At 72.3% G+C, this 24,365-nt stretch carries 21 protein-coding genes; 8 read left to right on the top strand and 13 right to left on the bottom strand.

All coding sequences use genetic code 11. The annotated features are described in order from the left end of the window. Positions 1-31: 31 nt before the first annotated feature. The gene (locus tag STSP_RS21630) at positions 32-1,099 is read right to left on the bottom strand and encodes an RNA polymerase sigma factor (protein ID WP_078067388.1); all 1,068 of its coding nucleotides are present in this window, start codon (positions 1,097-1,099) and stop codon (positions 32-34) included. A gap of 126 nt (positions 1,100-1,225) precedes the next feature. Here STSP_RS21630 and STSP_RS21625 point away from each other — a divergent pair, with 126 nt between their 5' ends. Beyond that, positions 1,226-1,672, top strand: a complete 447-nt coding sequence (locus STSP_RS21625; protein ID WP_067280607.1) for an SRPBCC family protein — start codon at positions 1,226-1,228, stop codon at positions 1,670-1,672. Positions 1,673-1,727: 55 nt separating this feature from the next. Here the strand turns inward: STSP_RS21625 and STSP_RS21620 are convergent, their stop codons facing one another. The 5 genes from STSP_RS21620 to STSP_RS21600 form a co-directional block, all read right to left on the bottom strand. Continuing rightward, on the bottom strand, positions 1,728-2,945 hold the full coding sequence (locus STSP_RS21620) for a glycoside hydrolase family 6 protein (protein ID WP_067280605.1): 1,218 nt from the start codon (positions 2,943-2,945) through the stop codon (positions 1,728-1,730). Positions 2,946-3,125: 180 nt separating this feature from the next. After that, positions 3,126-4,277: an XdhC family protein gene (locus tag STSP_RS21615; protein WP_067280604.1), complete on the bottom strand. Its 1,152-nt coding sequence runs from the start codon at positions 4,275-4,277 to the stop codon at positions 3,126-3,128. Between the two features lie 290 nt (positions 4,278-4,567). Continuing rightward, on the bottom strand, positions 4,568-6,952 hold the full coding sequence (locus STSP_RS21610; protein WP_067280595.1) for a xanthine dehydrogenase family protein molybdopterin-binding subunit: 2,385 nt from the start codon (positions 6,950-6,952) through the stop codon (positions 4,568-4,570). A gap of 2 nt (positions 6,953-6,954) precedes the next feature. Next, complete coding sequence (locus STSP_RS21605; protein WP_067280593.1) at positions 6,955-7,554, bottom strand: (2Fe-2S)-binding protein; 600 nt, start codon at positions 7,552-7,554, stop codon at positions 6,955-6,957. Continuing rightward, positions 7,554-8,453, bottom strand: a complete 900-nt coding sequence (locus STSP_RS21600; RefSeq protein WP_067280590.1) for an FAD binding domain-containing protein — start codon at positions 8,451-8,453, stop codon at positions 7,554-7,556. Before STSP_RS21600 ends, STSP_RS21605 begins: the two co-directional genes overlap by 1 nt. 280 nt (positions 8,454-8,733) lie before the next feature. Here STSP_RS21600 and STSP_RS21595 point away from each other — a divergent pair, with 280 nt between their 5' ends. Both STSP_RS21595 and STSP_RS21590 read left to right on the top strand, forming a co-directional pair. Beyond that, positions 8,734-10,464: a PucR family transcriptional regulator gene (locus tag STSP_RS21595; protein ID WP_067280588.1), complete on the top strand. Its 1,731-nt coding sequence runs from the start codon at positions 8,734-8,736 to the stop codon at positions 10,462-10,464. A 140-nt stretch (positions 10,465-10,604) separates the two neighbouring features. Beyond that, positions 10,605-11,393: a hypothetical protein gene (locus tag STSP_RS21590; RefSeq protein ID WP_067280747.1), complete on the top strand. Its 789-nt coding sequence runs from the start codon at positions 10,605-10,607 to the stop codon at positions 11,391-11,393. 160 nt (positions 11,394-11,553) lie between these two features. Here the strand turns inward: STSP_RS21590 and STSP_RS21585 are convergent, their stop codons facing one another. Both STSP_RS21585 and STSP_RS21580 read right to left on the bottom strand, forming a co-directional pair. Then, positions 11,554-11,757 (bottom strand): hypothetical protein, encoded by a 204-nt coding sequence (locus STSP_RS21585; RefSeq protein ID WP_067280585.1) that lies wholly within the window; start codon positions 11,755-11,757, stop codon positions 11,554-11,556. Beyond that, positions 11,754-12,590 carry an L-histidine N(alpha)-methyltransferase gene (locus STSP_RS21580; protein WP_067280744.1) on the bottom strand — a complete coding sequence of 279 codons (837 nt, stop codon included), beginning with the start codon at positions 12,588-12,590 and terminating at the stop codon, positions 11,754-11,756. The genes STSP_RS21585 and STSP_RS21580 overlap by 4 nt, the downstream gene beginning before the upstream one ends. Positions 12,591-12,711: 121 nt before the next feature. Here STSP_RS21580 and pdxR point away from each other — a divergent pair, with 121 nt between their 5' ends. Continuing rightward, positions 12,712-14,226 carry a MocR-like pyridoxine biosynthesis transcription factor PdxR gene (gene pdxR / locus STSP_RS21575; RefSeq protein ID WP_067280581.1) on the top strand — a complete coding sequence of 505 codons (1,515 nt, stop codon included), beginning with the start codon at positions 12,712-12,714 and terminating at the stop codon, positions 14,224-14,226. Between the two features lie 93 nt (positions 14,227-14,319). On the opposite strand, the gene STSP_RS21570 is transcribed toward pdxR, so the two are convergent. The 5 genes from STSP_RS21570 to STSP_RS21550 all read right to left on the bottom strand — a co-directional run bounded on the left by STSP_RS21570 (position 14,320) and on the right by STSP_RS21550 (position 20,136). Continuing rightward, complete coding sequence (locus STSP_RS21570; RefSeq protein ID WP_067280736.1) at positions 14,320-14,811, bottom strand: nucleoside deaminase; 492 nt, start codon at positions 14,809-14,811, stop codon at positions 14,320-14,322. Between the two features lie 727 nt (positions 14,812-15,538). Continuing rightward, on the bottom strand, positions 15,539-16,498 hold the full coding sequence (opcA, locus tag STSP_RS21565; protein ID WP_067280577.1) for a glucose-6-phosphate dehydrogenase assembly protein OpcA: 960 nt from the start codon (positions 16,496-16,498) through the stop codon (positions 15,539-15,541). Continuing rightward, positions 16,495-18,030 carry a glucose-6-phosphate dehydrogenase gene (gene zwf, locus STSP_RS21560; protein ID WP_067280574.1) on the bottom strand — a complete coding sequence of 512 codons (1,536 nt, stop codon included), beginning with the start codon at positions 18,028-18,030 and terminating at the stop codon, positions 16,495-16,497. The genes opcA and zwf overlap by 4 nt, the downstream gene beginning before the upstream one ends. 454 nt (positions 18,031-18,484) lie before the next feature. Then, the gene (locus STSP_RS21555) at positions 18,485-19,126 is read right to left on the bottom strand and encodes a bifunctional 4-hydroxy-2-oxoglutarate aldolase/2-dehydro-3-deoxy-phosphogluconate aldolase (RefSeq protein WP_067280562.1); all 642 of its coding nucleotides are present in this window, start codon (positions 19,124-19,126) and stop codon (positions 18,485-18,487) included. Positions 19,127-19,749: 623 nt separating this feature from the next. Beyond that, a complete protein-coding gene (locus STSP_RS21550) occupies positions 19,750-20,136 on the bottom strand; it encodes a hypothetical protein (RefSeq protein WP_067280559.1) in 387 nt (128 codons plus the stop codon). A 325-nt stretch (positions 20,137-20,461) separates the two neighbouring features. Here STSP_RS21550 and STSP_RS21545 point away from each other — a divergent pair, with 325 nt between their 5' ends. From STSP_RS21545 to STSP_RS21530, 4 genes are all read left to right on the top strand, one after another. Further along, complete coding sequence (locus STSP_RS21545; protein WP_067280556.1) at positions 20,462-20,836, top strand: hypothetical protein; 375 nt, start codon at positions 20,462-20,464, stop codon at positions 20,834-20,836. Between the two features lie 180 nt (positions 20,837-21,016). Further along, positions 21,017-21,607: a carbonic anhydrase gene (locus tag STSP_RS21540; protein WP_067280553.1), complete on the top strand. Its 591-nt coding sequence runs from the start codon at positions 21,017-21,019 to the stop codon at positions 21,605-21,607. A gap of 23 nt (positions 21,608-21,630) precedes the next feature. Then, positions 21,631-23,166, top strand: a complete 1,536-nt coding sequence (locus STSP_RS21535) for a SulP family inorganic anion transporter (protein WP_232789742.1) — start codon at positions 21,631-21,633, stop codon at positions 23,164-23,166. A gap of 216 nt (positions 23,167-23,382) precedes the next feature. Continuing rightward, positions 23,383-24,348 carry an acetylxylan esterase gene (locus STSP_RS21530; protein ID WP_067280548.1) on the top strand — a complete coding sequence of 322 codons (966 nt, stop codon included), beginning with the start codon at positions 23,383-23,385 and terminating at the stop codon, positions 24,346-24,348. The last annotated feature ends 17 nt before the right edge of the window (positions 24,349-24,365 follow it).

Here is a 24,365-nt window from a genome sequence, read left to right as displayed (position 1 = left end):
GGGGACCCGCGTACGGGGGGGCCGGACCAGGTCAGTCCAGCGGCAGGGGCGTCGGACTCGCCGGGGACACGACGCCGGGCACACCGGGTACGGCGACGCTCGGCAAAGCATCACCCGGCTCGACCGGTACGGGAAGCGGGGGCACGGAAGGCACGGACGGCACAGCGGGCACGTTCGGCAGCGACGGCAGCTCTGCGGCGGGCACGCCGGGCACCGGCTGTTCCGGCACGGACCCGTCCCCTTCCACCGGACCGTCCCCCCGCCCCGGTGCGCCGACCGGCTTGCTCGCCGGCTCCGGAAGGGCGGGCACGCCCACGAGCTCCGCAACAGAGTCGGCGGCCGAGGTGGTCGAGGGCCGCGCGCTCGGCTCCTCGGGGGACGACACGAACACGGCATCTGACCGCCGCTCGCGGTCGGGGCGGGGAAGGAACCCCTCGTCCGTCCCTGGAGGCGACACCAGGACGAGCCCCGCGATCACGAGTGTCCCCGCGGACGCCAGCACAGCGGTCGGCACGGCCGCCGGCGTGCCCCCGTCCAGGCGCGGGCGCCCCCGCCACACCCAGACGGTGACAACGGCCAGCGTCGCCGCCAGAGCCTCTCGCAGCGTCCGCCGCGCGCGGCCCAGCAGGGATTCGGCGGCCTTGTAGGTCAGCCCCATCCGCTGCGCGACCTGCGCCACATCCAGGTCCTGCGCCTTCAGCCGCAGCGCCTCCAGCTGTTTCTCCGGCAGCCCGCTCCCCTGGCAGGCGAGCCACCTCGCCTCCGCGCGATCGCACACGGCTTCCTCGTGCGGTACGGCGCTGGGGGCTGCCAGCACCGAGCCGACCCGTCGGCGTATGCCCGTGTCCCGGTTGAGCTGCCGGTGCTGATCGATGCACAGGCGTACGGTGACGGCGGTCAGCCACGCCCCGAGCCGAGCGCCGTCCAGGTACGGGCGCTCCGCAGCCCTCGCCATGGCCTCGTGCACCGCGTCCTCGGCGTCCTGCGGGCTGGTCGACCGCCGCCGCGCCACCGTCAGCAACTGCTCGCGATGGCTCCAGATCTGCTGCCACCGGTCGGCAGGCACCCCGGACCGCCCGGAATCCGGAATCTGACACATCTGTACACCCTCGCCCCTTCGACCTGGATCAGCTCGGGCGGCAATGTAACCCGAGACCGTCCGGCGGCGGTCCCCCAGGGCACGCCATCCGACAGGCGGCACGCGCCCCGCGCCTACCATCACGCAATGGCCCTCTTCCGCATCGAACGGGTTACGCCCCTTTCCCCCGCCGAGGCATGGCACCGCCTCACCGACTGGAAACACCATGCGGACGTGGTCCCGCTGACCCGCGTCACCGTCACCACACCGCCGCCCACCCGCGCGGGCACCCGTTTCGTGGCCCGCACCGGCGTCGGACCGGCCGCGTTCGACGACCCGATGGAGGTGACGGTCTGGCAGCCTCCGGACCCCGCCGAGCCCGGCGGCCCAGCCCGCTGCCGCCTGGAGAAGCGCGGCTCGTTCGTCACGGGCTGGGCCGAGATCGAGGTCCACCCGAGCGGGGCGGGTTCCCGGGTCGTCTGGGTCGAGGAACTGCGGGTACGCCCGCTACCGCCGTTCCTCGACCCGCCGCTGGCCGCGTCCGCGCGCCTGCTGTTCGGCCGGGCGGCGGACGGCCTGCTGCGGCGCCCCTGATCACGGAGGACGGACGAAGGGGCTCTGTGGCGGTGACGACCACTGGGGACCGGGATCAGTCCTCCGGCAGCAGCGGCGGGGTCGCGAGCCGCACCAGTTCCAGGGCCTGTTCGGGGAACCAGTCCCCCGCGCGCGGGGCCACCATCCCGCGCTCCGGGTCCTCCGGACCCGCCGTCCCGCGCAGACACAGGCCGTCCGACTCACCGGGGATCTTGATCCACAGCCTCGCGTCCTGCAGCGGATCGCCGGTGCGCAGGGTCGGGCGGGCGCCGAGGCCCCGGTCGGGCGGGTTGCACCACTCCTGAGGGTCCGTGTACTTGCCGGCGGGCGGTGTCCACGGGCCCTGGCCGTTGCGGCTGGAGTCCGTGACAAAGTGCTTCATACGGGATGCGGGCGTGTCCACGTTCTCGTCGAGCCACGCCTCGGCCTCGGCGCGCGGCCACCACTGGTCGGGGCACTCGGCGCTGTCGCCGCCTTCCGCGACATGGGCGAGGCAGGACGAGATCAGCTTGCCGTACCAGGAGGTGGCGGCGTCGGTGGTGTAGTTGGAGACGTTGGTGAAGAAGCCGGTGGCACGCGTGACACCGCCCTCGACCAGGCGCGGCACGATGGAGTTCACCGAGTGCCAGCCGGGATGCCCCGTGTCCAGGTACACCCGGGTGCCGGACAGCGGCTCGAGCTTGTCGACGGCGTAGTTGACCTCTGTGTACCGGGCGGCGGTCAGGGTGCCCTCCGCGTCGTCCTGGCCGCAGTCGGCGGGCAGGAGCGCCAGCGAGTCCGGTTCGAGGACCACGATGGCCCGGTGGCCGCCGATACCGCGGGCGACCGCGTCGATCCACGCCTTGTACTCGGCGGTGTTCGCGGCCCCGCCCGCCGAGTAGTTGGAGCAGTCGCGGCCGGGGACGTTGTAGAGCGCGAACACGGGCGTCGCGTCGTCGCGTCCGGCGTCGCGCACGACGCCGCGGGCGAGCCGCTCCACCTCGGCCGGGCTCTGGTCTCCGAACCAGACCGCCTGCGGGGTGTTGGCCATCGCCACGATGCCGGCCGCCTCGCGGTCCCGGCCGGCGCGGACGAGGTCCAGGGCCTGGAGGTAGGCGTCGGGGTTGGCGTCCGGTACGTAGAGGCGGGGGCCCCTGGAGCCGGCTGCCGATTCGGCCGCGGCGGGGGCCGGTTCGGCTGCGGTGGCTACCGGTCCGGTCAGCAAGGAGGCCAGAACGACCGACAGGGCGGCCAGTGCGGCCGGGACGCATCTCGTACGTCTGATGGGTCTCATGGTGGGGTTAACTCCTGGTGCGCAACGGTCACGAGGGACTTGCGGGAGCGCTCCCACACGAGACTGGTCGAGCGGCATGCGCACGTCAATACGGGTGCATCAACTGAGGTGCACGAGGTGCACCGCCACAGGTGAGGGAGAAGGGGTCCGCCGCCTCCGCGAACGGACCCTACCGACGCCTCAGGCGACGGATCCGATCCGCCGCGCCGTCGCCTTTGGCCCGTCATGGTGAATCGGCGTGTGCGCCCCGGTCAGCGAAACGCCGCTGCCGCCACGCCGGTTGGCGACGATCTCCGCGGCGATGGACAGGGCGGTCTCCTCCGGCGTACGCGCACCGAGATCCAGCCCTATGGGCGAGCGCAGGCGGGCGAGCTCGAGTTCGGTGACGCCGGCCTCCCGCAGACGCTCGTTGCGGTCGAGGTGCGTACGCCGCGAGCCCATCGCCCCGACGTACGCGACCGGGAGGCGCAGGGCCAGTTGCAGCAGCGGGATGTCGAACTTCGCGTCATGGGTCAGTACGCACAGCACCGTACGGCCGTCGACCTGCGTCGACTCCAGGTAGGTGTGGGGCCATTCGACGACGACCTCGTCGGCCTCCGGGAAGCGCGCCGGGGTGGCGAAGACCGGCCGGGCGTCGCACACGGTCATCCGGTAGCCCAGGAACCTGCCGATACGGACCAGGGCCGACGCGAAGTCGATGGCGCCGAACACGATCATGCGGGGCGGTGGAACGGACGACTCGACGAGCAGCGTGATCGGTGCTCCGCACCGAGAGCCCTGCTCTCCGATCTCCAGCGTGCCGGTACGGCCCGCGTCGAGGAAGGCACGGGCCTCGTCGGCCGCGGTGCGGTCCAGTCCGGGGTGCCCGCCGAGCCCGCCCTGGTACGAGCCGTCGCCGCGTACGAGCAGGGGGCGCCCCCGGAGTTCGGCCGGACCCGAGACGATCCGGGCGACCGCCGCCGCCTCTCCTGCCGCGGCGGCGGACAGCGCGGACGCGAACACCTCCCGGGCGGGAGCGTCCGCACGTACCGGGGTGACGAGGATGTCGATGACGCCGCCGCAGGTCAGGCCGATGGCGAAGGCGTCGTCGTCGCTGTAGCCGAAGCGCTCGAGGACGGTCTCGCCGTCCTCGAGCGCCTGGCGGCACAGCTCGTAGACGGCGCCCTCCACGCAGCCGCCGGAGACCGAGCCGATCGCGGTGCCGTCGGCGTCGACGGCGAGCGCGGCGCCGGGCTGGCGGGGGGCGCTGCCGCCGACGGCCACGACGGTGGCGACGGCGAAGTCGCGCCCCTGGGCAACCCATCGGCTCAACTCGTCAGCGATGTCCAGCATTCGGGTCTCCTGTTCCCGTTGTGGGCAGGCGTTCCCCACCGTTGTGGGCAGGCGCTCCCCCACCGTTGTGGGCAGGCGTTCCCCACCGTTGTGGGCAGGCGTTCCGCAGGGCGGAACGGGTGGGCACAACCCACGACGGAGGGTGCCCCTGGGGCTGGCGGTACCTCCGTCGGGGTTACCCAAGCGGGGAGGCATTACCCGCCGTCGGGGTGCCGCTGCGCCCACCCGTGCCGCCCCAGCGGCACGATTGCCCGCAGCGGGAGGCGGCGCGCGGCGGCGCCGTGGCGCGGCTACGCCGTGCCCGTCAGGTGCTCCGGCCGCACCGGCGTCCGGTCGAGCGCCAGCCCCGTCGCGGCGCGGATCGCCGCGAGGACCGCCGGCGTCGAGGAGAGCGTCGGCGCCTCGCCGACCCCCCGCAACCCGTACGGCGCATGCTCGTCGGCGAGTTCGAGCACGTCGACGGGGATGGTCGGCGTGTCGAGGATCGTGGGGATCAGGTAGTCCGTGAAGGACGGGTTCCTGACCTTCGCCGTCTTCGGGTCGACGACGATCTCCTCCATGACCGCCATGCCCAGCCCCTGCGTCGTACCGCCCTGGATCTGACCGACGACGGACAGCGGGTTCAGCGCCTTGCCGACGTCCTGGGCGCAGGCCAGTTCGATGACCTTGACCAGCCCCAGTTCCGTATCGACCTCGACGACGGCCCGGTGAGCAGCGAACGAGTACTGGACGTGCCCGAAGCCCTGCCCGGTGCGCAGGTCGAACGGCTCCGTCGGCCGATGCCGCCACACCTCCTCGACCTCGACGGCCTCGCCCTCCAGGACGTCCGCCAGATCGGCGAGCGCCTCGCCTCCGTCGGTGACGACCTTGCCGCCCTCAAGGAGGAGTTCGGCGGTGGCCCACGCCGGGTGGGACGACCCGAACTTGCGCCGTCCGATCTCCAGGACCTTCTCGCGGACGAGTTCGCAGGCGTTCTTGACCGCACCGCCCGTGACGTATGTCTGACGGGACGCGGACGTCGAACCGGCGCTGCCCACCTGCGTGTCCGCAGGCTGGATCGTCACCTGTGTGACCCCCAGCTCGGTGCGGGCGATCTGCGCGTGGACGGTGACACCGCCCTGGCCGACCTCCGCCATCGCGGTGTGCACGGTGGCGACGGGCTCGCCGCCCACCACCTCCATGCGCACCCGCGCGGTGGAGTAGTCGTCGAACCCCTCGGAGAAGCCGACGTTCTTGATGCCGACCGCGTAGCCGACGCCCCGTACGACGCCTTCGCCGTGGGTGGTGTTGGACAGGCCGCCGGGAAGCTGCCGGACGTCGGCGCCCTCGGTGGTCACCCACTGGCGCTCGGGCGGCATCGGCATCGCCTTGACGCGGCGCAGGAGTTCGGCGACGGGCGCCGGGGAGTCGACGACCTGCCCGGTCGGCATGAGGGACCCCTGCTCCATGGCGTTCAGCTGCCGGAACTCCACCGGGTCCATGCCCAGCTTCGCGGCGAGCTTGTCCATCTGCGCCTCGTACGCGAAGCACGCCTGGACCGCGCCGAAGCCGCGCATGGCGCCGCAGGGCGGGTTGTTGGTGTAGAGGGCAACGGCCTCGATGTCGACGTTGTCGACGACGTACGGTCCGGCGCCCAGCGAGGCGGCGTTGCCGACGACCGCCGGGGACGAGGAGGCGTAGGCGCCGCCGTCCAGGACGATACGCGCCTTCAGGTGGGTCAGCTTGCCGTCGCGCGTGGCCCCGTGCTCGTAGTACAGCCTTGCCGGGTGGCGGTGGACGTGGCCGAAGAAGGACTCGAAACGGTTGTAGACGATCTTCACCGGCTTGCCCGTGCGCAGCGCCAGCAGGCACGCGTGGATCTGCATCGACAGGTCCTCGCGACCGCCGAACGCGCCGCCGACGCCGGCCAGCGTCATACGGACCTTGTCCTCGGGCAGGCCGAGGACGGGCGCGATCTGGCGGAGGTCGGCGTGCAGCCACTGGGTGGCGATGTAGAGGTCGACGCCGCCGTCCTCGGCGGGCACGGCAAGACCCGACTCCGGGCCGAGAAACGCCTGGTCCTGCATGCCGAAGACGTACTCGCCCTCGACGATCACGTCGGCCCGCCGTCGGGCCTCCGCCACGTCGCCGCGCAGGATGGGCTGGCGGTGGACGATGTTCGGGTGCGGGACGTGGGGGGCGTGGTGGTCGGCGCGGCCCGGGTGGAGCACGGGCGCGTCCGGCGCGGTGGCCGACGCCTCGTCGGTGACGACGGGCAGCTCGCGGTACTCGACCCTGATCTTGGCGGCGGCGCGGCGCGCGGTCTCCGGATGGTCGGCGGCGACGATCGCGACCGGCTCGCCGTGGTGGCGTACGCGGCCGTTGGCGAGCACGGGAGTGTCCTGGATCTCCAGGCCGTAGTTCCGCACGTCCGTGGGCAGGTCGTCGTACGTCATGACGGCGTACACACCGGGCTGGGCGAGCGCCTCGCTCGTGTCGATCGACACGATCTCCGCGTGCGCGACCGGCGAGCGCAGAATGTGGCCCCACAACATGTCCTCGTGCCACATATCGGACGAGTAGGCGAAATCCCCGGTGACCTTGAGGGTGCCGTCCGGGCGGAGCGTGGACTCGCCGATGCCGCCGCTGGTCCGTGAGCCCTGCGTGAGGTTCGTGGGCGTGCCGGTGGTCCCCATGGTCAGGCCCCCTCGGACTGCCGGGCGGCCGCGAGGCGGACCGCGTCCAGGATCTTCTCGTAGCCGGTGCAGCGGCAGAGGTTGCCGGACAGCGCCTCGCGGATGTCCGCGTCGGACGGGTTCGGGTTGCGCTCCAGCATCTCGTCGGCGGCGACAAGGAGACCGGGCGTGCAGAAGCCGCACTGCACGGCACCGGCGTCGATGAACGCCTGCTGGATGGGGGCGAGTTGCGCACCCTCGCCGGTCGCCGAGTCCGTCGGCCGCGCCTCCCACCGCCGGGCCGCGTCCAGCGACGTACCGGCCGTACCGCAGGAACCAGGATGTGTGGCGCAACCGCCCCCCGCCGCGCGCTCCTTGGCGTAGTCGGCGAGCCCTTCCACCGTCACGACGTCCCGGCCCTCCACCTGCCCCGCCGCGACCAGGCACGCGCACACCGGCACCCCGTCCAGGCGGACCGTGCACGAACCGCATTCGCCCTGCTCGCAGGCGTTCTTGGAGCCGGGCAGGCCGAGGCGCTCCCGCAGCACGTAGAGCAGGCTCTCGCCCTCCCACACGTCGTCGGCCTCCTGCCGGCGGCCGTTCACGCGAAACGTCACACGCATTACGCAGCGCTCCCCTTCCGAAAGGCGGTGGGTTCAGTACCGCGGTACGACTCCCAGGTCCAGGTCAGGGTGCGGCGAGCCATGACGCCGACCGCGTGGCGGCGGTAGCTCGCGGTGCCGCGCACGTCGTCGATCGGATTGCAGGCGGCCGCGCACAGGTCGGCGAACTGCTTCGCGACCGACGGGGTGATGATCTTGCCGTTGTCCCAGAAGCCGCCCTCGTCGAGCGCCGCGTTCAGGAACTCCTCGGCGGCCTGGGCGCGGATGGGGGTGGGCGCCGCCGAACCGATCCCGGTACGGATGGTCCGCGTTTCCGGGTGCAGCGCGAGCCCGAAGGCGCACACGGCGATGACCATGGCGTTGCGGGTGCCGACCTTCGAGTACTGCTGCGGCCCGTCGGCCTTCTTGATGTGGATGGCCCGGATGAGCTCGTCGGGGGCGAGCGCGTTGCGCTTCACGCCGGTGTAGAACTCGTCGATCGGGATGCGCCGGGAGCCGCGTACCGACTCGACTTCGACCTCGGCGCCCGCGGCCAGCAGCGCCGGATGGGCGTCGCCAGCCGGAGACGCGGTGCCGAGGTTGCCGCCGACGCCGCCGCGGTTGCGGATCTGCGGGGACGCCACGGTGTGCGAGGCGAGCGCCAGGCCCGGCAGCTCGGCCCGCAGGTGCTCCATGATCCGCGTGTACGGGACGGAGGCGCCCAGCCGGACGGTGTCCTCGCCGACCTCCCACTCGCCCAGCTCACCGATGCGGTTCAGGTCCAGCAGGTACTCGGGCCGCCGGTGGTCGAAGTTGATCTCGACCATCACATCGGTGCCACCCGCGATCGGCACGGCCGTGAGGTGCTCCGCCTTGGCGGCGAGCGCCTCCTCCCAGCGTGCGGGGCGAAGGAAGTCCATGGTGGCTCTCTTCTACGAAACCTACGAATCTACGGGTCTACGGATCTCTACGAATTCGGCTCGTGCATGTGGTGTTCACGCGGATCGAGGTCAGTACACAGCGCTGTACTCCGCCGGGGTCAGTCACGGAAACCATGAAGGAGTTGGCTGGCCGGAGCATCGTTCTTGTAGATTCGTATGAACGGCGATCCCCGGTAACACCGTCGTCTTCGTCCGGAAACGACGACCGACCGGCACGCACCACGAGCACCATCGAGAAAGATCGGCGGCGACGAGAGACATGCGCCTGCGCGCACTGCTGGACACCGACGCGCTGGGGCTGCGGCTACTCGGCGGCGAGAGCGAGCTGGACCGCACCGTACGCGGCGTGATGACGACGGACCTGCGGGACCCCAGCCGCTATCTCTCCGGCGGTGAGCTGGTGCTCACCGGCCTGGCCTGGCGGCGCGGCGCCGAGGACTCCGAGCCGTTCGTACGGATCCTCACCGGCGCCGGGGTCGCGGCGCTGGCGGCCGGCGAGGCCGAGCTCGGCGCCGTCCCCGACGATCTGGTCGAGGCCTGTGCGCGCCACCGCCTGCCGCTGTTCTCGGTCAACGAGTCCGTGGCCTTCGCCACGATCACGGAGCATGTCGTACGCCAGGTCTCCGGCGAGCGCGCGGGCGACCTGGCGGCCGTGGTGGACCGGCACCGGCGGCTGATGACACCCGGCCCCGGAGGCGGCGGCCCGGACGCGGTGCTCGATCTGCTCCGCTCCGACCTGGACCTGCGCGCCTGGGTCCTGTCCCCGACCGGTCGGGCCATCGCGGGCTCGAACAACGGCGGGCCCGCGTCTGCACCCGACGTACGCGCCAGGCTTGCGGCCGAGCATCTGGCGGCCGTCCGTACCGGGCGGCGCGGCCCGTACCGGGTGACGGTGGGCACCACGACGTACTCGTTGTTCCCCGTCCGCAGCTCGGGGCACCGTCCCACGACGGCCACCGGTCCGGGCGCGGCGGGCTCGCGCGACGTGCGCGAGACCGTGCTGTCCGACTGGCTGCTCGCCGTCGAGGCCGACGCCGGGGACTGGCCCGACGAGCGCCTCGACCTGCTGCACGGCGTCACCCAGCTGATCGCGGTGGAGCGGGACCGGCGGGATGCGGCGCGCACGGTGCGGCGCCGGCTCGCGCAGGAGGTCCTCGAGCTAGTGCAGGCCGGGGCGGCTCCGGCCGAGATCGCGGCGCGGCTGCGGGTGGCCGCGCCCGTGCTGCTGCCCGGGCTCGGCGTGGCGCCGCACTGGCAGGTGGTCGTGGCGGGCGTCGAGTGGGAGGGCGGTGACGTCGAGGGCGGCCCTGTCGCCCAGGCGCTCCTCGAGGAGATCCTCGTCGACCCCCTGTCGGCCGGGCCCGAGCCGTCCGACCGTATCGCCGTCGCGCACACGGGTACGGAGGCGATCGCGCTGGTGCCGCTGCCCTCGGTGGCCACCCAGCACGACGATGGGGGTACCTCCCATGCCCTTAAGGCAATGGGGGACGAGGCGGGGCTGGCCGCGGAGAGCCTGCTGGAGGCCGTACGGGAGCCGCTGTCGGCGGGCCTGGCCGACGACGGGCGGCTCACGGTCGGCGTCAGCGCCGCCGTGCACTCGGCGGAGGGACTGCGCGGCGCCCTGGAGGAGGCCCGGCACGCCCGCCGCGTCGCGGCCGCCCGGCCCGGCCGGGTGTGCGCCGCCGGCCACCAGGAGCTGGCGTCGCACGTCCTGCTGCTGCCGTTCGTGCCGGACGACGTGCGCCGCGCGTTCACGGCCCGCCTGCTGGATCCGCTGCGCGACTACGACCGGCGCCACCGCGCGGAGCTCATCCCCACGCTGGAGGCGTTCCTCGACTGCGATGGCTCCTGGACCCGGTGCGCCACGCGCCTGCACCTGCACGTCAACACGCTGCGTTATCGGATCGGGCGAATCGAGCAGTTGACGGGCCGTGACCTGTCGCGCCTCGAGGACAAGCTGGACTTCTTCCTAGCGCTACGCATGAGCTGAGGCGACGGGCGGCAGCGGGATCCCCCAACCGCCCCCGCACTTTGTGAAATCCTTCACCCACCCCCTTGGCCGGGCACTCGGATTCATGCTGAGATTCCGCCACGACTCAACAGCTCAATGGTGTGCTCGGGGAGGGCAACGTGGCGCATACCGCCATGTCTGGTATCGGAACGACTGCAGGGGACGATCCACTCCAGACCGCGGTATGGCGGCTGCGCTCGCGCGCCTGCTGGACCGATGCGGCCGCCCTGCTCGAACCACACGCCGCCGACGACGCCCACGTCGCGTTGCAGCGGGTCGCGCTCCTGGTGGAGCAGTGCCTGTACACCGAGCAGGGATGGGCCGAGGCCGAGGACGCACTGCGTACGGCCGAGGCGCTGGCCCGCGACGACGACGAGCGGGGGGCGGCCGCGTGCGAGCGCGGGCACCTCGCCTACGCCGCGACGCTGCTCGGGGTGCGCGACCGGGCCGACGAGGCGCGGGCCGCGCTGGGGCGGGCCGCGGCGCTCATCGCCCCCGGCGCGCCGACACGGGCTCTGCTCGACTTCCGGCGGGGGCTGATCGCCGAGAACCTCGCGGGTTCCCCGCAGGCCGCCCGCGCCGCCTACCGCCGCGCCCACGCGGGGGCCACCGCGCACGGCGACACGCTGCTGCTGTCCTTCACCTGGCGCCATCTGGCCGGACTGGCCCTACGCGAAGGCGAACTGGCCGAGGCCCGCCACGGCTTCGCCGAGTCCCTCCGCATCCGCGAGGAGCTCGGCTACCTGGTCGGCACGGCTCCCGCGCTGGCGTCCCTGGCCGACGCGGAGTCCGAACCGGAGGCGTCCCGACTACGCGCGGAGGCGAAGCGCCTCTTCCGGCTGCTCGGCGGCGTGCCGACGTGGCTGGCGGCCAAACTCAGCCCGTCTGGGGGCACCTCCCAGCGTTAGCTGGGGGAGTTTGAGGACGAGCCAGCATCGCGGCCCTTAATTCAGCCCGTCCGGACGCTTCACCATCCAGCCCGTCCGGCGTTTGAGGACGAGCCCGTTAGGGCGACAGGGGGTCTGGGGGGCGAAGCCCCCCAGCGGGGTCCAGGGGCAGCGCCCCCGGTTACGGGAAGGGGCGGGGTGGGGGAATAGGTACGTCGCGGTCGGCCGCGGCCTTGATTTCGTCGCGAACGCGCACGAGGTCCCGGTCCTCGACGTCCGCGCTTCCGTACAGCCGACGCCTCGGGTGCGGCCGGCGGCGATGGCTGGGCTCCAGACCGCAGGCGAGGAGCACCAGCAGGCCCAGGGCGACGAGTACGGCGGTCATGACGCGCGCCCCCTTCCCGGAGTTCCCGGGTTCAACCCGACGGCCTTGAAGAACGAGTACTGAAAGGTGCCGCCGTCGGCGGCCCGGTGCAGGTCGGCGATGCCACGGTCCCAGTCGCCCCGCGTGGTGAGCCCCGCGGCGAGCGCCTCGTCCCGAACGGATTCGATCATGGCGATGAAGGTGTTCCGGGTGAAGCCCTCGACCAGCGCGGGCCTGGTCCCGTCGGCGTACATCGTCCGGGGGCTGACGACCACGTCCGCGTATCCGGCGCCGGTCAGCAGCGGCTGCAGTCGCCGCCCCAGCAGCGCGTCGCCGCCGGCGGCGGACTGCAGCCGCACCTGGTGGCCGACTGCGGCGCGGGCGTAGGAGCTGTCGGGGTGGAAGAGGACCGAGCCGTGGTCGCCCTCGATCGCGGTGACGGTGCCGCCGGGGCGCAGCACGCGCCGTAGCCCGGCCAGTGCCCGCTCCGGGTCCGGCAGGTGTTCCAGGACGAAGCACACGAAGACGTGGTCGAACTCGGCGTCGGCGAACGGCAGGTCGCACAGGTCCGCGCGGACCCAGTCCACCCGCGCCCACGGGGCCCGGGCCGCCAAACGGGCGCGGGCCTGCGCCAGTGACGCCCCGGAGACGTCGAGCGCGACGAAGTGCGCGCCGGGGCTGCCCGCCGCCAGGTGCACCGTCTGGGCGCCCGTGCCGCAGCCGGCCTCCAGTACCCGGCTGCCCGCCGGATACGCGGTGCCCGCGTGCAGCAACTGCGCCAGCGTGTCCGCCTGATCGCCCAGACGGCGCGTCTCGCGTGCCGTGTAACCGTGCACGTAACCGACTGTGGTCACCGTCCGCACCCCGCCTTCGTCATCGCCGCCGTCGGCAGCCCGTGACGTGCGAGGACGTCCACCTGCCGCGGAGTGCTCCGCCGTTGTGTTCATGCCCCCACCCTGCTGCCACAATGGCTCGGTGGACAGGTCCAAAGATGACGCTCTCAACAGGACCAAAACCCCTGGGTCCGACTTCCTGCAGCTGAACATCGGCGACGCTCCGGCGGGCGGGCGCGCCGAGTGGCTGGCCGGGCGGCTGCGGCGCGCGATCGCGGACGGCCGTCTGCCCGTGGGCAGCAGGCTGCCCGCGACCCGGGTCCTCGCCGGCGAACTGCGTGTCTCGCGGGGTGTGGTCACGGAGGCCTACCAGCGGCTGATCGAGGACGGGCACATCGCCGGGCGCGGCCGCAACGGAACGGTCGTGGTGGCCGCCCCTGTCGGGACGACGACCGCCACGCTCTCCCCGCCGCCCGCTGCTCCCCCGGCGCCCGGCGCCCCGTTCTCCGGCGCGCCCGGCCCCGAGGTGTTCGAGACATTGCGGGCGACGCCTGCGAGGATCGATCTGTCGCCGGGTGTCCCGGACCTCACCGCGTTCCCGCGGGCGGCGTGGCTGCGGGCCGAACGCGCCGTCCTGAGGGACCTCTCGGCGTCCGACTTCGGATACGGCGACCCTCGCGGCACTCCGGCGCTGCGGCTCGCCGTCGCCAACTGGCTCGCCCGCAACCGCGGCATCAAGGCCGACCCCGGCGATGTGCTGATCGTCGCCGGCACGGCCCAGGCGTTCGGGCTGGTCGCGCGGGTGCTCCGGCGCGACGGCATCGAGGCTGTGGCGGTGGAGGACCCGGGTTCGCTCGGCGCCCGCCAGCAGCTGGGCAGCGAGGGGCTGCGCACTCCACCGGTACGGGTGGACTCCGCGGGCGTCCGCGTCGACGAACTCCGCGCCACGGGCGTACGCGCCGTTCTGTTGACCCCGGCCCACCAGTTCCCGACCGGGGTCGTACTCACCGGCGAACGACGGCGCGAACTGATGGACTGGGCCCGTTCGGGCGGGCTCGTCCTCGAGGACGACTACGACTCCGAGCACCGCTACGACCGCCCTCCGGTCCCCGCGCTGCAGCCCATGCTCCCCGAGCACGTCTGCTACGCCGGGAGCGTTTCCAAGCTCCTCGCGCCGGCCCTGCGTACGGGATGGGTGGTCGCGCCGGCCCGGTACCGCGAGGCCCTGGTGACCGCCAAGCGCTTCACGGACCTCGGCAACGCCGCACTGCCGCAGCTGGTCCTGGCGCGGCTGATGGAGTCGGGCGAGCTGGAGAGCCATCTCCGGCTGCTCCGCAAGCGCCACCGCCGACGCCGCGACGCGATGATCGAGGCGATCGGACGGCACCTCCCGCAGGCGGTCGTGCACGGCGCCGCGGCGGGCCTGCACCTGACGGTCACGTTCGACGACGAGTTCGACGACACCGACCTCGCCGCCGCGTCCCTCACGCGCGGCGTGAAGGTGCAACCACTCTCATGGCACACCCGACTCCCCCATCGGCCCGGACTCGTTCTCGGTTATGCCGCGACCACGACGACCCTCATCGGTGAGGGTGTGGCGGCCATCGGAGACGGGCTGCGCAGCCTGTCCGGACCCGTTCCTCGTACGCAGGCATGATCGGCCGGCTAGCGGGCACCCGACCATCAGCCCCGCCGCGTCTCCCCCTCGCGGCGGGGCATTCTTCCGCCTCGGTCACGACGACAGACGCCCTCACAAGGCGCCGCGAAAACGGGCGTGGAAGCGGCGGTGCAGTGCCCGCACCTCCTCCGCGAGCTCCGGAACCGGGCCCTCCACCATCACACCAGGGGCGATGTCCTGGATCGGCAACGTCCGCACGGGAGGCTCGGGCACCCCCAATTCGGCGCTCCACGAGGCAAGTTGCTCTGAGGAACTCGCGTACACGATGCGGCCAAGACCCACCCAGGCGTGCGCGGCCGCGCACATCGGGCAGTGCTCGCCGGAGGTGTAGACGGTGGCGGCCGCCCGTTCCTCCGGCGTCATGTGCGCCGCCGCCCACCGGGCGAGCGCGAACTCCGGATGCCGCGTACGGTCGCCGGACGCCACCCGGTTGTGGTCCTCACCCAGCACGGTCCCGTCCCCGCCGACCAGCACGGAACCGAAGGGTTCGTCGCCCTCCTCGAGTGCTTCGGCCGCCAGCTCCCCACAGCGGCGCAGGTACCGCACGTCGCCATCCGTCACCATCACGGCCTCCCCTGCAATGTGATCGTCAAGCAAACACCAGGCCGGCCGTCCCGTCGCTCTGCCTGGGAGTCGCAGCACCAGGATGCGCAACACCAGGAAAAGCAGGGAGTGGTTGCGGCACGATTCCTGGCTGATCATCGCATCATGAGCAACCAAGCCCCACTCGAGACCAACAGGACGAAGGACACACAACACGAGCAGACCGCGAAGAGCCGAGTGACCCCACTCCGCTCGCTCAACGGACGCATCCACACACCCTTGGGCGACAGCCGCGGCCCCGGCAGCCCCGCACGGAGTGATGCGGGCCGTGCGGGCTGACGGCGACAGCGACAGCGGGTCGGCGGCCGACTGCGTGAGCGTATAGGGGTGCGGGGACGCGAGTGGCGGAGGTGCCCTGCGTCCCCGGGATCCATGGGCGCCTGGGGCGTGGGTGAGGGGCGGCGCCCATGGGCCGGGCCTCGTACTCCCTGAGGACTTCCCCCCGGGCGGCGTTTCAGGCCCGTGCTGACCCGGACCCCCGCCGCGTACAAGCAGATAGACGCCCGCATCGACACCGAGAACATCGAGTAGCCCGGAGGGAGCCGAGTCGTGCGGCCGGGTTCGCGGAAAGCGGCCGCTGCCCCTACCGCTGCTGCCGCTGCCGCGCCGACGGTCGGCCGGAGCCGCACGCACGCCGCCGCGGCGACCACCCGGGCCGGAACCTTCGGCACAGCGCGCGCCGCCCCGGTCACGACGCGGCGGCCGCCCCGGCTGTGCCGCCCGGCGGACCGAGCTCCGTCACCGTGGTGTGCAGCGCGGCGCAGTACGCCTCGTCCGGGTCGAGCCGGCGCAGCTCCTCCGCGATCAGTTCTGCGGTCGTACGCACCTTCAGCGCGAGGACGCGGCTCGGCTGACCGGGAATGGACAGCCGGGCCACCGGGCCTGCCGGGCGGTCGATGTGGATCTCGCCGTCGGCGGTCCGCAGCCGGACCGCGGTGATGACGGGGCCGTCGGTGACGACCTTCTCGACCGGTACGCCGAGCCGGTTCACGAACCAGCGGGCCAGCAGTTCGGCGCTCGGGTTCTCCGCCTCGCTCTCCACCACGGCGGAGGTGACCGCCGCACGTGACTGGTCGAGGGCGGCGGCGAGCATGGAACGCCACGGGGTGAGCCTGGTCCACGCCAGGTCGGTGTCCCCGGGCGCGTACCCGGCGGAGCGCGCTTCGAGCTCCTGCAGCGGCCGCTCGACCGCGTACGCGTCGGTGATGCGCCGCTGCGCGAGCGCGCCCAGGGGATCCTTGGCGGGCACGGCCGGGGCGTCCACGGGCCACCACACGACCACGGGCGCGTCGGGCAGCAGCAGGGGCAGCACCACTGAGTCCGCGCGGTCGGTCAGCTCGCCGTGCAGGCGGAGCAGCACCGTTTCGCCGGCGCCCGCGTCGGTGCCCACCCGCACGTCGGCGTCCAGGCGCGTGCCGTGGCGGTCGCGTGGGGAGCGGGCGTGGCGCTTGATGACGACGAGGGTGCGCGAGGGATGCTCGCGGGACGCGTCCGTGGCCGCCTTCAGGGCGTCGTACGCGTTCTCCTCGTCCGTGACGATGACGAGCGTGAGCACCATGCCCACGGCCGGGGTGCCGATGGCGCGGCGGCCCTCGATGAGCGCCTTGTTGATCTTGCTGGCGTTGGTGTCGGTGAGGTCGATCTTCATGGCCTGCGCCAGCTCCGTCCGTCTCGTGCGAGCATCTCGTCCGCCTCCCTGGGGCCCCAGGTGCCCGCCGGATACTGTGCGGGCTTGCCGTGTGCGGCCCAGTACTCCTCGATCGGGTCGAGGATCCGCCAGGATTCCTCGACCTCCTCGGTGCGCGGGAACAGGTTGGCGTCACCGAGGAGAAGATCCAGGATCAATCGCTCGTACGCCTCCGGGCTGGACTCCGTGAAGGACTCGCCGTAGGCGAAGTCCATCGTCACGTCGCGCAGCTCCATCGACGTGCCGGGCACCTTGGAGCCGAACCGCACGGTGACGCCCTCGTCCGGCTGCACCCGGATGACCAGCGCGTTCTGTCCGAGTTCCGCGGTGGCGGTGGTGTCGAACGGCGAGTGCGGGGCGCGCTGGAAGACGACGGCGATCTCGGTGACGCGGCGGCCGAGGCGCTTGCCGGTGCGCAGGTAGAACGGCACCCCGGCCCAGCGGCGGTTGTTGACCTCGAGCTTGATCGCCGCGTAGGTGTCGGTCTTCGACTGCGTGTCGATGCCGTCCTCCTGCAGATAGCCGATGACCTTCTCGCCGCCCTGCCAGCCGGCCGCGTACTGTCCTCGCACGGTGTACGCGCCCAGGTTCACCGGCAGCTCCACGGCCTTGAAGACCTTCAGCTTCTCGGTGACGAGCGAGGGGGCGTCGAAGCCCGACGGCTCCTCCATCGCGGTCAGCGCCATGAGCTGGAGCAGGTGGTTCTGGATGACGTCGCGGGCGGCGCCGATGCCGTCGTAGTAGCCGGCCCGGCCGCCGATGCCGATGTCCTCGGCCATCGTGATCTGCACATGGTCGACGAACGAGCGGTTCCAGATCGGCTCGAACATCGTGTTGGCGAAGCGCAGCGCCAGGATGTTCTGGACGGTCTCCTTGCCCAGGTAGTGGTCGATCCGGAACACCTCGTCGGGCGCGAACACCTCGTGCACGATCGCGTTGAGCTCCTTGGCGGACGCCAGATCATGCCCGAACGGCTTCTCGATCACCGCGCGGCGCCAGGACCCCGCGGGAGCGTCCGACAGCCCGTGCTGCTTCAGCTGCTCGACGACCGTGGGGAAGAACTTCGGTGGTACGGAGAGGTAGAAGGCGAAGTTGCCGCCCGTCCCCTGCGCCTTGTCGAGGTCCTCGATCGTGGCGCGCAGCCGTTCGAACGCCGTGTCGTCGGAGAAGTCGCCAGGGATGAAGCGCATCCCTTCGGCCAGCTGCTGCCACACCTCCTCGCGGAACGGGGTGCGGGAGTGGTGTTCGACCGCGTCGTGCACGATCTGGGCGAAGTCCTCGTCGGCCCAGTCCCGGCGGGCGAAGCCGACGAGGGAGAAGCCCGGGGGCAGCAGACCCCGGTTGGCCAGGTCGTAGACGGCAGGCATCAGTTTCTTGCGGGACAGATCGCCCGTGACACCGAAGATCACGAGGCCGGACGGTCCCGCGATGCGCGGGAGCCGCCGGTCCAGCGGATCGCGCAGAGGGTTCTCCCAGCCGCTGGTCTCTGACATGAGGTCAGGCCTCCTTGGGGCGAGATGTTCGAGTGCCGTGGCTGCCGCTGCCGCGGGCTGCTGCCGGTCACGGCCGGGCGGGCCGCCGTGGCCGGCGTCCGCCGCCGAGACGTGCGTTCCTTACGTCCAGGTTGCGCCCCCGCGCACGGATCGGCGTCACGTTCACCCTGATTACCCTCGCCGATCGTCTCGGGGATCGCCTGCGGGACCGCTCTGGTGGGGTGCCGGGTCCCTGCTCTGCCGGGTCCCTGCTCCATGTGACTGTTCCCGGTGAGACGAGGTGCATCACGCGCTCTCCGGCCTGCGGATTCTCCGTGTCAGCCGACTCTCCGTGTCAGCGGATGCTCCGTGTCAGCGGATGCTCCGTGTCAGCGGACTCCCCGTGTCAGCGGACTCCCCGTGTCAGCGGATTCCCCATGTCAGTGGATTCTCCGTGCTCGGGACGGCGCCGGTGTCATGCCGTGCTGCCGGAGCGGCAGGCCCGCACATAGCGGCGCGCACGGTGGCGCAGGGCCTCGAGGTCGCCGCCGTGAGCGGCGTCGCCGACGAGGGGCGGGCCCACGCCCACGGCGACGGCTCCGGCAGTGAAGTACTCCTCGGCGGCACCGACGTCGACTCCGCCTGCGGGTACGAACGGCACGTCCGGCAGCAGCTCGCGCACGGCGGCGAGGTAGTGCGGGCCGCCGAGGGATGCGGGGAACAGCTGTACGGCGCCGGCGCCCAGCCTGATCGCGTGGACGGCCTCTGTAGGGGTCAGCGCGCCCGCGAGGACCGGCACTCCGGCCAGCGCCGAGGCCGCGACCGCCTCGGTGACGGCCGGGGTGACGACCCAGCCGGCTCCGGCGTTCCGGGCACGGCGCATGTCGTCGGCCGTGAGCACCGCGCCCGCGCCGATCACGATGTCGGGACCGAGGCGGGCCGCGGCGCGCGCGATGACGGCCAGGGCGTCCGCAGTGTGGAGCGAGATCTCGATGAGCGCCACGCCCTCGTCGGCGAGGGCCAGCACAGTGTTCAGCGACGCCTCGGCGTCCCTGCCGTGCACGATCGCGACAAGACGTTCGGCGCGCAGGACCGAGCGGAGACGGGCGGTGTCCATGACGCTCCAGGGAGACGGGCGGGTGGGGGTGGTGGCCAGATCTGCGGTGGTAGCGGCGTTCGCACGTCTGCGGTGGTAGGCGGCGGCCCGAGGCCGGCCGCCGCGAATCGGCCGGAGGAGCGCGGGGAGAGCCCGACGATCACGTCGTACGCCATCGGTCGCGGCCGCAGGTACGAGCTCGCAGCCGGGCCACGCGCCGTCGTCGTGCCGCCGAGCATGATCGCCGTCTCACAGAGCACAGTCGACGCGCCTGCCGCCGCGCGCAACCGCGCCACCGCGGGCAACCGCGCCACCGCGGGCAACCGCGCAACCGCGCGCCGCGGGCAACCGCGCAACCGCGCCGCCGTGGGCAATCGTGCCGCTGGGCGGCACGGGTGGGCACAGCGGCACCCCTCTGCCTAGGGCAACGCCCCTCCCCCCAGGCGACCACGACGGTGTCACCGAGCACGAGGCTGCAGCCCGCAGGGCTCCCCTTCGACACGGCCGCGGCCGACGTCTGCCGCTTCCGGAGCGGGTCTACCGGGAGACAGGCCGATCGCACACGCACGTCCGCGTGCCGACCGGCCCACCCTCGACCGTGCCCGAGCCATCCGGTCCGGGCGACGGGCGACGAACGCCCGCCCTCACACCGCGAAGCGGCCCCTCACCCAGCGGATGACCGCGTGCACCGTCTCGTCGTCCAGGGCCGCCAGCACATGGATCGCGGCGGTGTCGCCCGCCTCGGGCGGAACGCCGGCCGCGGTGAGGGCCGTGTGGAGGTCCACCACGCGCTGGTCCGGGGCCGCGAGACGCTGATCCCTGGCCGCCAGTCGCTGGTCGTCCGTCTCGAGGGGCGAGTCCGGGTCGAGCGGAGGGGCCGCCGTGCAGCTGCACGGATCGGGTGCGGCGAGCAGATAGCCGCTCGCCGCGTCCGCGCCCGCGCCCTCGGCGGGGGCGGGCTGGGAATCGGCGTCGCCCGCGCACGCCGGCAGCGTCGTCGAGCGCGAATCGGCCAGCTGACCAAGAGACATGACGCCTCCAGAGGGGGAGGAAGGACTGCATCGGACTGTGCCGGGGAGGAGTGCCACAGTAAATGTCCCGGTTGCCCAATTGGCGCCCAAGTCACCCGAACGTCCCAATAGACGTTTCGTCCGATCAATGCCCGACTTAAGAGAATCGACCCACAGATCGCACGCATCCCCTCGCCAGGCCCTCACGGGAGGGAAACCTTTCGGTAACCATTCGGGCGTGATGCCGGGTTACAGTGCTAATCCTCCAAAGGAGTTACAGCACTCGCGCACGCCAACATCGCCGTTGCGGCCGGTGCAGTCGCAGACCCGACCGGGAGCTGAGCTGATGTCACAAGGTACGGCGTTCCGTGCCCTGTTCAGCGTGCTCGCCGGCGTCCTGTTCGCACTCCAGCTGTTCAGTCCCTCCACTCCGGCGGCCACCGGTCACGAAAGGCACATCGCCTCGACCGACGCCGAGCTGGTCAGGGCCGCCAACTGCGGTGACGCCCACCCCGTCGAGACCGTCGCGCACCCCGTGTACGCCCGTGACCGGCAGCGCGCCGCGCAGTTCTCGACGCAGGGCCCTCCGCACGGCGTGGAGTCGCGTGATCCCGCCGCCTCGGCGGTGCCGGCGTCACGCGTCCCCGCTGGCACCTCCCACCGTCTGCCAAGACCGGCGACGGGCAGAACTCCCGCGGTACTCCAGGTCTTCCGCTGCTGACAGGACCGCGGTCAGGAGCGAGCCCGGGACGGTTCCCGTCGCCACATCCGGCACACACCATGCCGCTCTCACCCCCGTGCGCCCACGTGCGCCGCACGGGGTCGCTCCCTCCTGCCCGTCGCCAGTGACACCCCGTACTCGTACGACGACGCGCCTTCCGGCGCGCTGGAGGCATTCCCCATGCAGCCCCTCATCGATCACGCACGCTCCTTCCGGCAGCAGTCCGCTGCCCGCTCGGAGGAGTTCGCGCGCCTGGCGCAAGGCCAGTCGCCGCAGGCCCTGTTCATCACCTGCTCCGACTCCCGAGTCGTCCCGGCACTGATCACCGGGGCCCGGCCCGGCGAGCTCTTCGAGCTGCGCACCGCGGGCAACATCGTTCCCCCCTACGCATCCGAACACCCGACCGGCGAGGCCGCCACCATCGAGTACGCCGTGGAGGTGCTCGGCGTCTCGGACGTGGTCGTCTGCGGCCACTCGCACTGCGGCGCCGTCGGCGCCCTGGTGCGCGGCGACGACCTGACGTCCGTGCCCGCGGTACACGACTGGCTCACCCGGGCCACACCGCGCCCGGACGGCACCCAGGACGACCCCGCCGTGGCCGAGGCGGTGCAGCACCACGTGCTGGCACAGATCCTGCGACTGCGGTCCTACCCGGGCATCGCCCGGCGCCTGGACAGCGGCCGACTGCGGCTGCACGCCTGGTTCTACGAAGTCCACACCGGAACCGTGCTCGCACACGATCCCGACACCGACGCCTTCACTGCCCTGTGAGCGCGCCCATGGATTCCTCGCACATGAACACCCCCCACAAGAACACCCCCCACATGGACACCTCCCCTACTGCATCGACCGGCCGCCCGCGCAGCCGCCTCACCGCGCCCGGCTCCTCCTGGCGGCAGGACTTCACCGCCTCGCTCGTCGTGTTCCTCGTCGCGCTGCCGCTGTGCGTGGGCGTGGCCGTCGCCTCCGGTGTACCGGCCGAACTCGGCCTCGTCACCGGCATCGTGGGCGGCATCGTCACCGGCATGCTGCCCGGCAGCAGCCTGCAGGTCAGCGGCCCGGCCGCCGGGCTCACCGTGCTCGTCTACGAGGCGGTGCGGGCGTACGGGGTGCCCGTACTCGGCGTCATCGTCCTGATCGCGGGCCTGCTCCAGCTGCTCATGGGCGGGCTGCGGCTGGGCCGCTGGTTCCGGGCCATCTCCGTCTCCGTCGTCGAGGGCATGCTGGCGGGCATCGGGCTCGTCCTGATCGCGGGACAGCTGTACTCGCTGGCGGACACCGAGGCCCCGTCGTCGGGCCTGGCGAAGATCGCCGGGCTGCCGGGGATGTTCGCCGACGCGGTCGCGTCGCCGCAGGCGCGGACCGCGCTGTGCCTCGGCGTCGGCACCATCGCGGTGCTGGTGCTGTGGAAGAGGCTGCCGAAGCCGGTGCAGGTCGTCCCGGCACAGCTGGCCGCCGTCGGTCTTGCCACGCTCGCTTCGGCGCTGCTCGGCCTGCCCGTTGCCAAGGTCGAGGTGCAGGGTCTGATCGAGTCCATTCAGCCGCCCGGCCTCGGCGAGTTCGGGGAGCTGGCGAGCATCGGAGTGATCGGCACGGTGCTCGCGTTCACTCTGATCGCCTCCGCTGAGAGCCTGTTCAGCGCCGCCGCCGTGGACCGCCTGCACGACGGTCCGCGCACCCAGTACGACAAGGAGCTGATGGCGCAGGGCGCGGGCAACGCCGTGTGCGGGCTGCTCGGCGCGCTGCCGATGACGGCGGTCATCGTGCGCAGCGCGGCCAACGTCCAGGCGGGCGCACGGACGAAGGCGTCGCGCGTGCTGCACGGCGTATGGCTGCTGCTGTTCGCCGCGCTGCTGCCTGCCGCGCTCGGCGTCATCCCCGTCGCGGCACTCGCCGCCGTCCTCGTCCACGCGGGCTTCAAGCTGATTCCGGCCCGTGAACTGGCCGGTCTGTGGCGCGAGCACCGCGGCGAGGCGCTGATCCTGATCGTCACGGCCCTGTCGATCGTCTCGGTCAGCATGTTCGAGGGTGTGCTCATCGGTCTCGCCCTGGCAGTCGTCAAGACGGCCTGGGAGGCCTCTCACGTCCGTCTCGAGGTCGTCGACAAGGGCGCAGGGCCCATCCAGGCGTACCTGACGGGCAACGCCACGTTCCTGCGGCTGCCGAGGATCCTGGACACCCTGGAGTCGCTGCCGCAGGACCGCCCGGTCGAGCTGCACCTGACCGGGCTGCACCACCTCGACCACGCCTGCCGCACGGCCCTGGAGAACTGGGCCGAACGGCACAGCGGAGCCGGCACGGAGCCGGTGAAGGTCACGTCACCGGGCTGACGCACGACTCGGGCCACCGGGCCGGGCGGTACGCAACGGCGCGTACTGTCCGGCCCATTGGGCTACACGGATGTTCGTACGGGACGTCGTAGGGTGCGCCGTTGACGACGATCCATGCGTCCGTGCCGGAGAAAGCGCTTTCGCACCTCTTCTCCAGCCGGGCCGCACCTCGTACCGTGTGATCATCCCGCTTCTCGAATAGCAAAGGCGGCCCGCATGGCCCTGTTCGACCTGCCTCTCCACGAGCTGCGCACCTACCGCACCGCGTCGGTCGCACCCGACGACTTCGACGCGTTCTGGGCGAAGACCCTGGAAGAGGCGCGTGTCCACGATCTGGACGCCCGTTTCGAGCCGGTCGAGACCGGTCTCAAGAACGTCGAGGTGTTCGATGTGACGTTCGCCGGTTTCGGCGGGCATCCCGTCAAGGGCTGGCTCACGCTGCCGACCGGGACGACGGAGCCGCTGCCGGCGGTCGTCGAGTTCGTCGGCTACGGCGGCGGCCGCGGGCTGCCCCACACGCACCTGCTGTGGGCCTCGGCCGGCTTCGCGCACCTCGTGATGGACACCCGGGGCCAGGGCAGCGGCTGGTCGGACGGCGCAACACCGGACCCGGTGGGCAGCGGCCCCGCTCACCCGGGCTTCATGACCCGGGGCATCGAGGACCCCGAGAGCTACTACTACCGGCGGGTTTTCACGGACGCCGTACGGGCGGTCGAGGCCGCGCGTTCCCATCCGCTGGTCGACGCCTCCCGTACCGCGGCCGTGGGCGGCAGCCAGGGCGGCGGCATCACCCTGGCCGTCGGCGGGCTGGTGCCGGACCTCGCGGCGATCGCTCCGGACGTGCCATTCCTGTGCGACTTCCCGCGCGCGACGACGATGACCGACCGCGATCCGTACCGGGAGGTGGGCAGGTACCTCAAGGCCCACCGCGGCCGCACCGAGCAGGTGATGCGTACGCTCTCCTACTTCGACGGCGCGCACTTCGCGGCGCGCGGCCGCTGCCCGGCCCTGTTCTCAGTCGCCCTGGAGGACCAGACCTGCCCGCCGTCCACCGTGTTCGCGGCCTTCAACGCCTGGGACCACTCCGACAAGGAGATAGCGGTGTACGACTTCAACGACCATGAAGGGGGCGGCCCGTTCCAGCAGGCGGAACAGCTGCGGTGGCTGCCGGCGCGGCTGTGACACACCCGGCCCCGGCG

The sequence above is a fragment of the Streptomyces jeddahensis genome, assembly GCF_001642995.1.
Taxonomy (GTDB): domain Bacteria; phylum Actinomycetota; class Actinomycetes; order Streptomycetales; family Streptomycetaceae; genus Streptomyces; species Streptomyces jeddahensis.
Note: the sequence above shows the minus strand (reverse complement) of the source record. Positions and strands in the feature narration are given on the sequence as shown.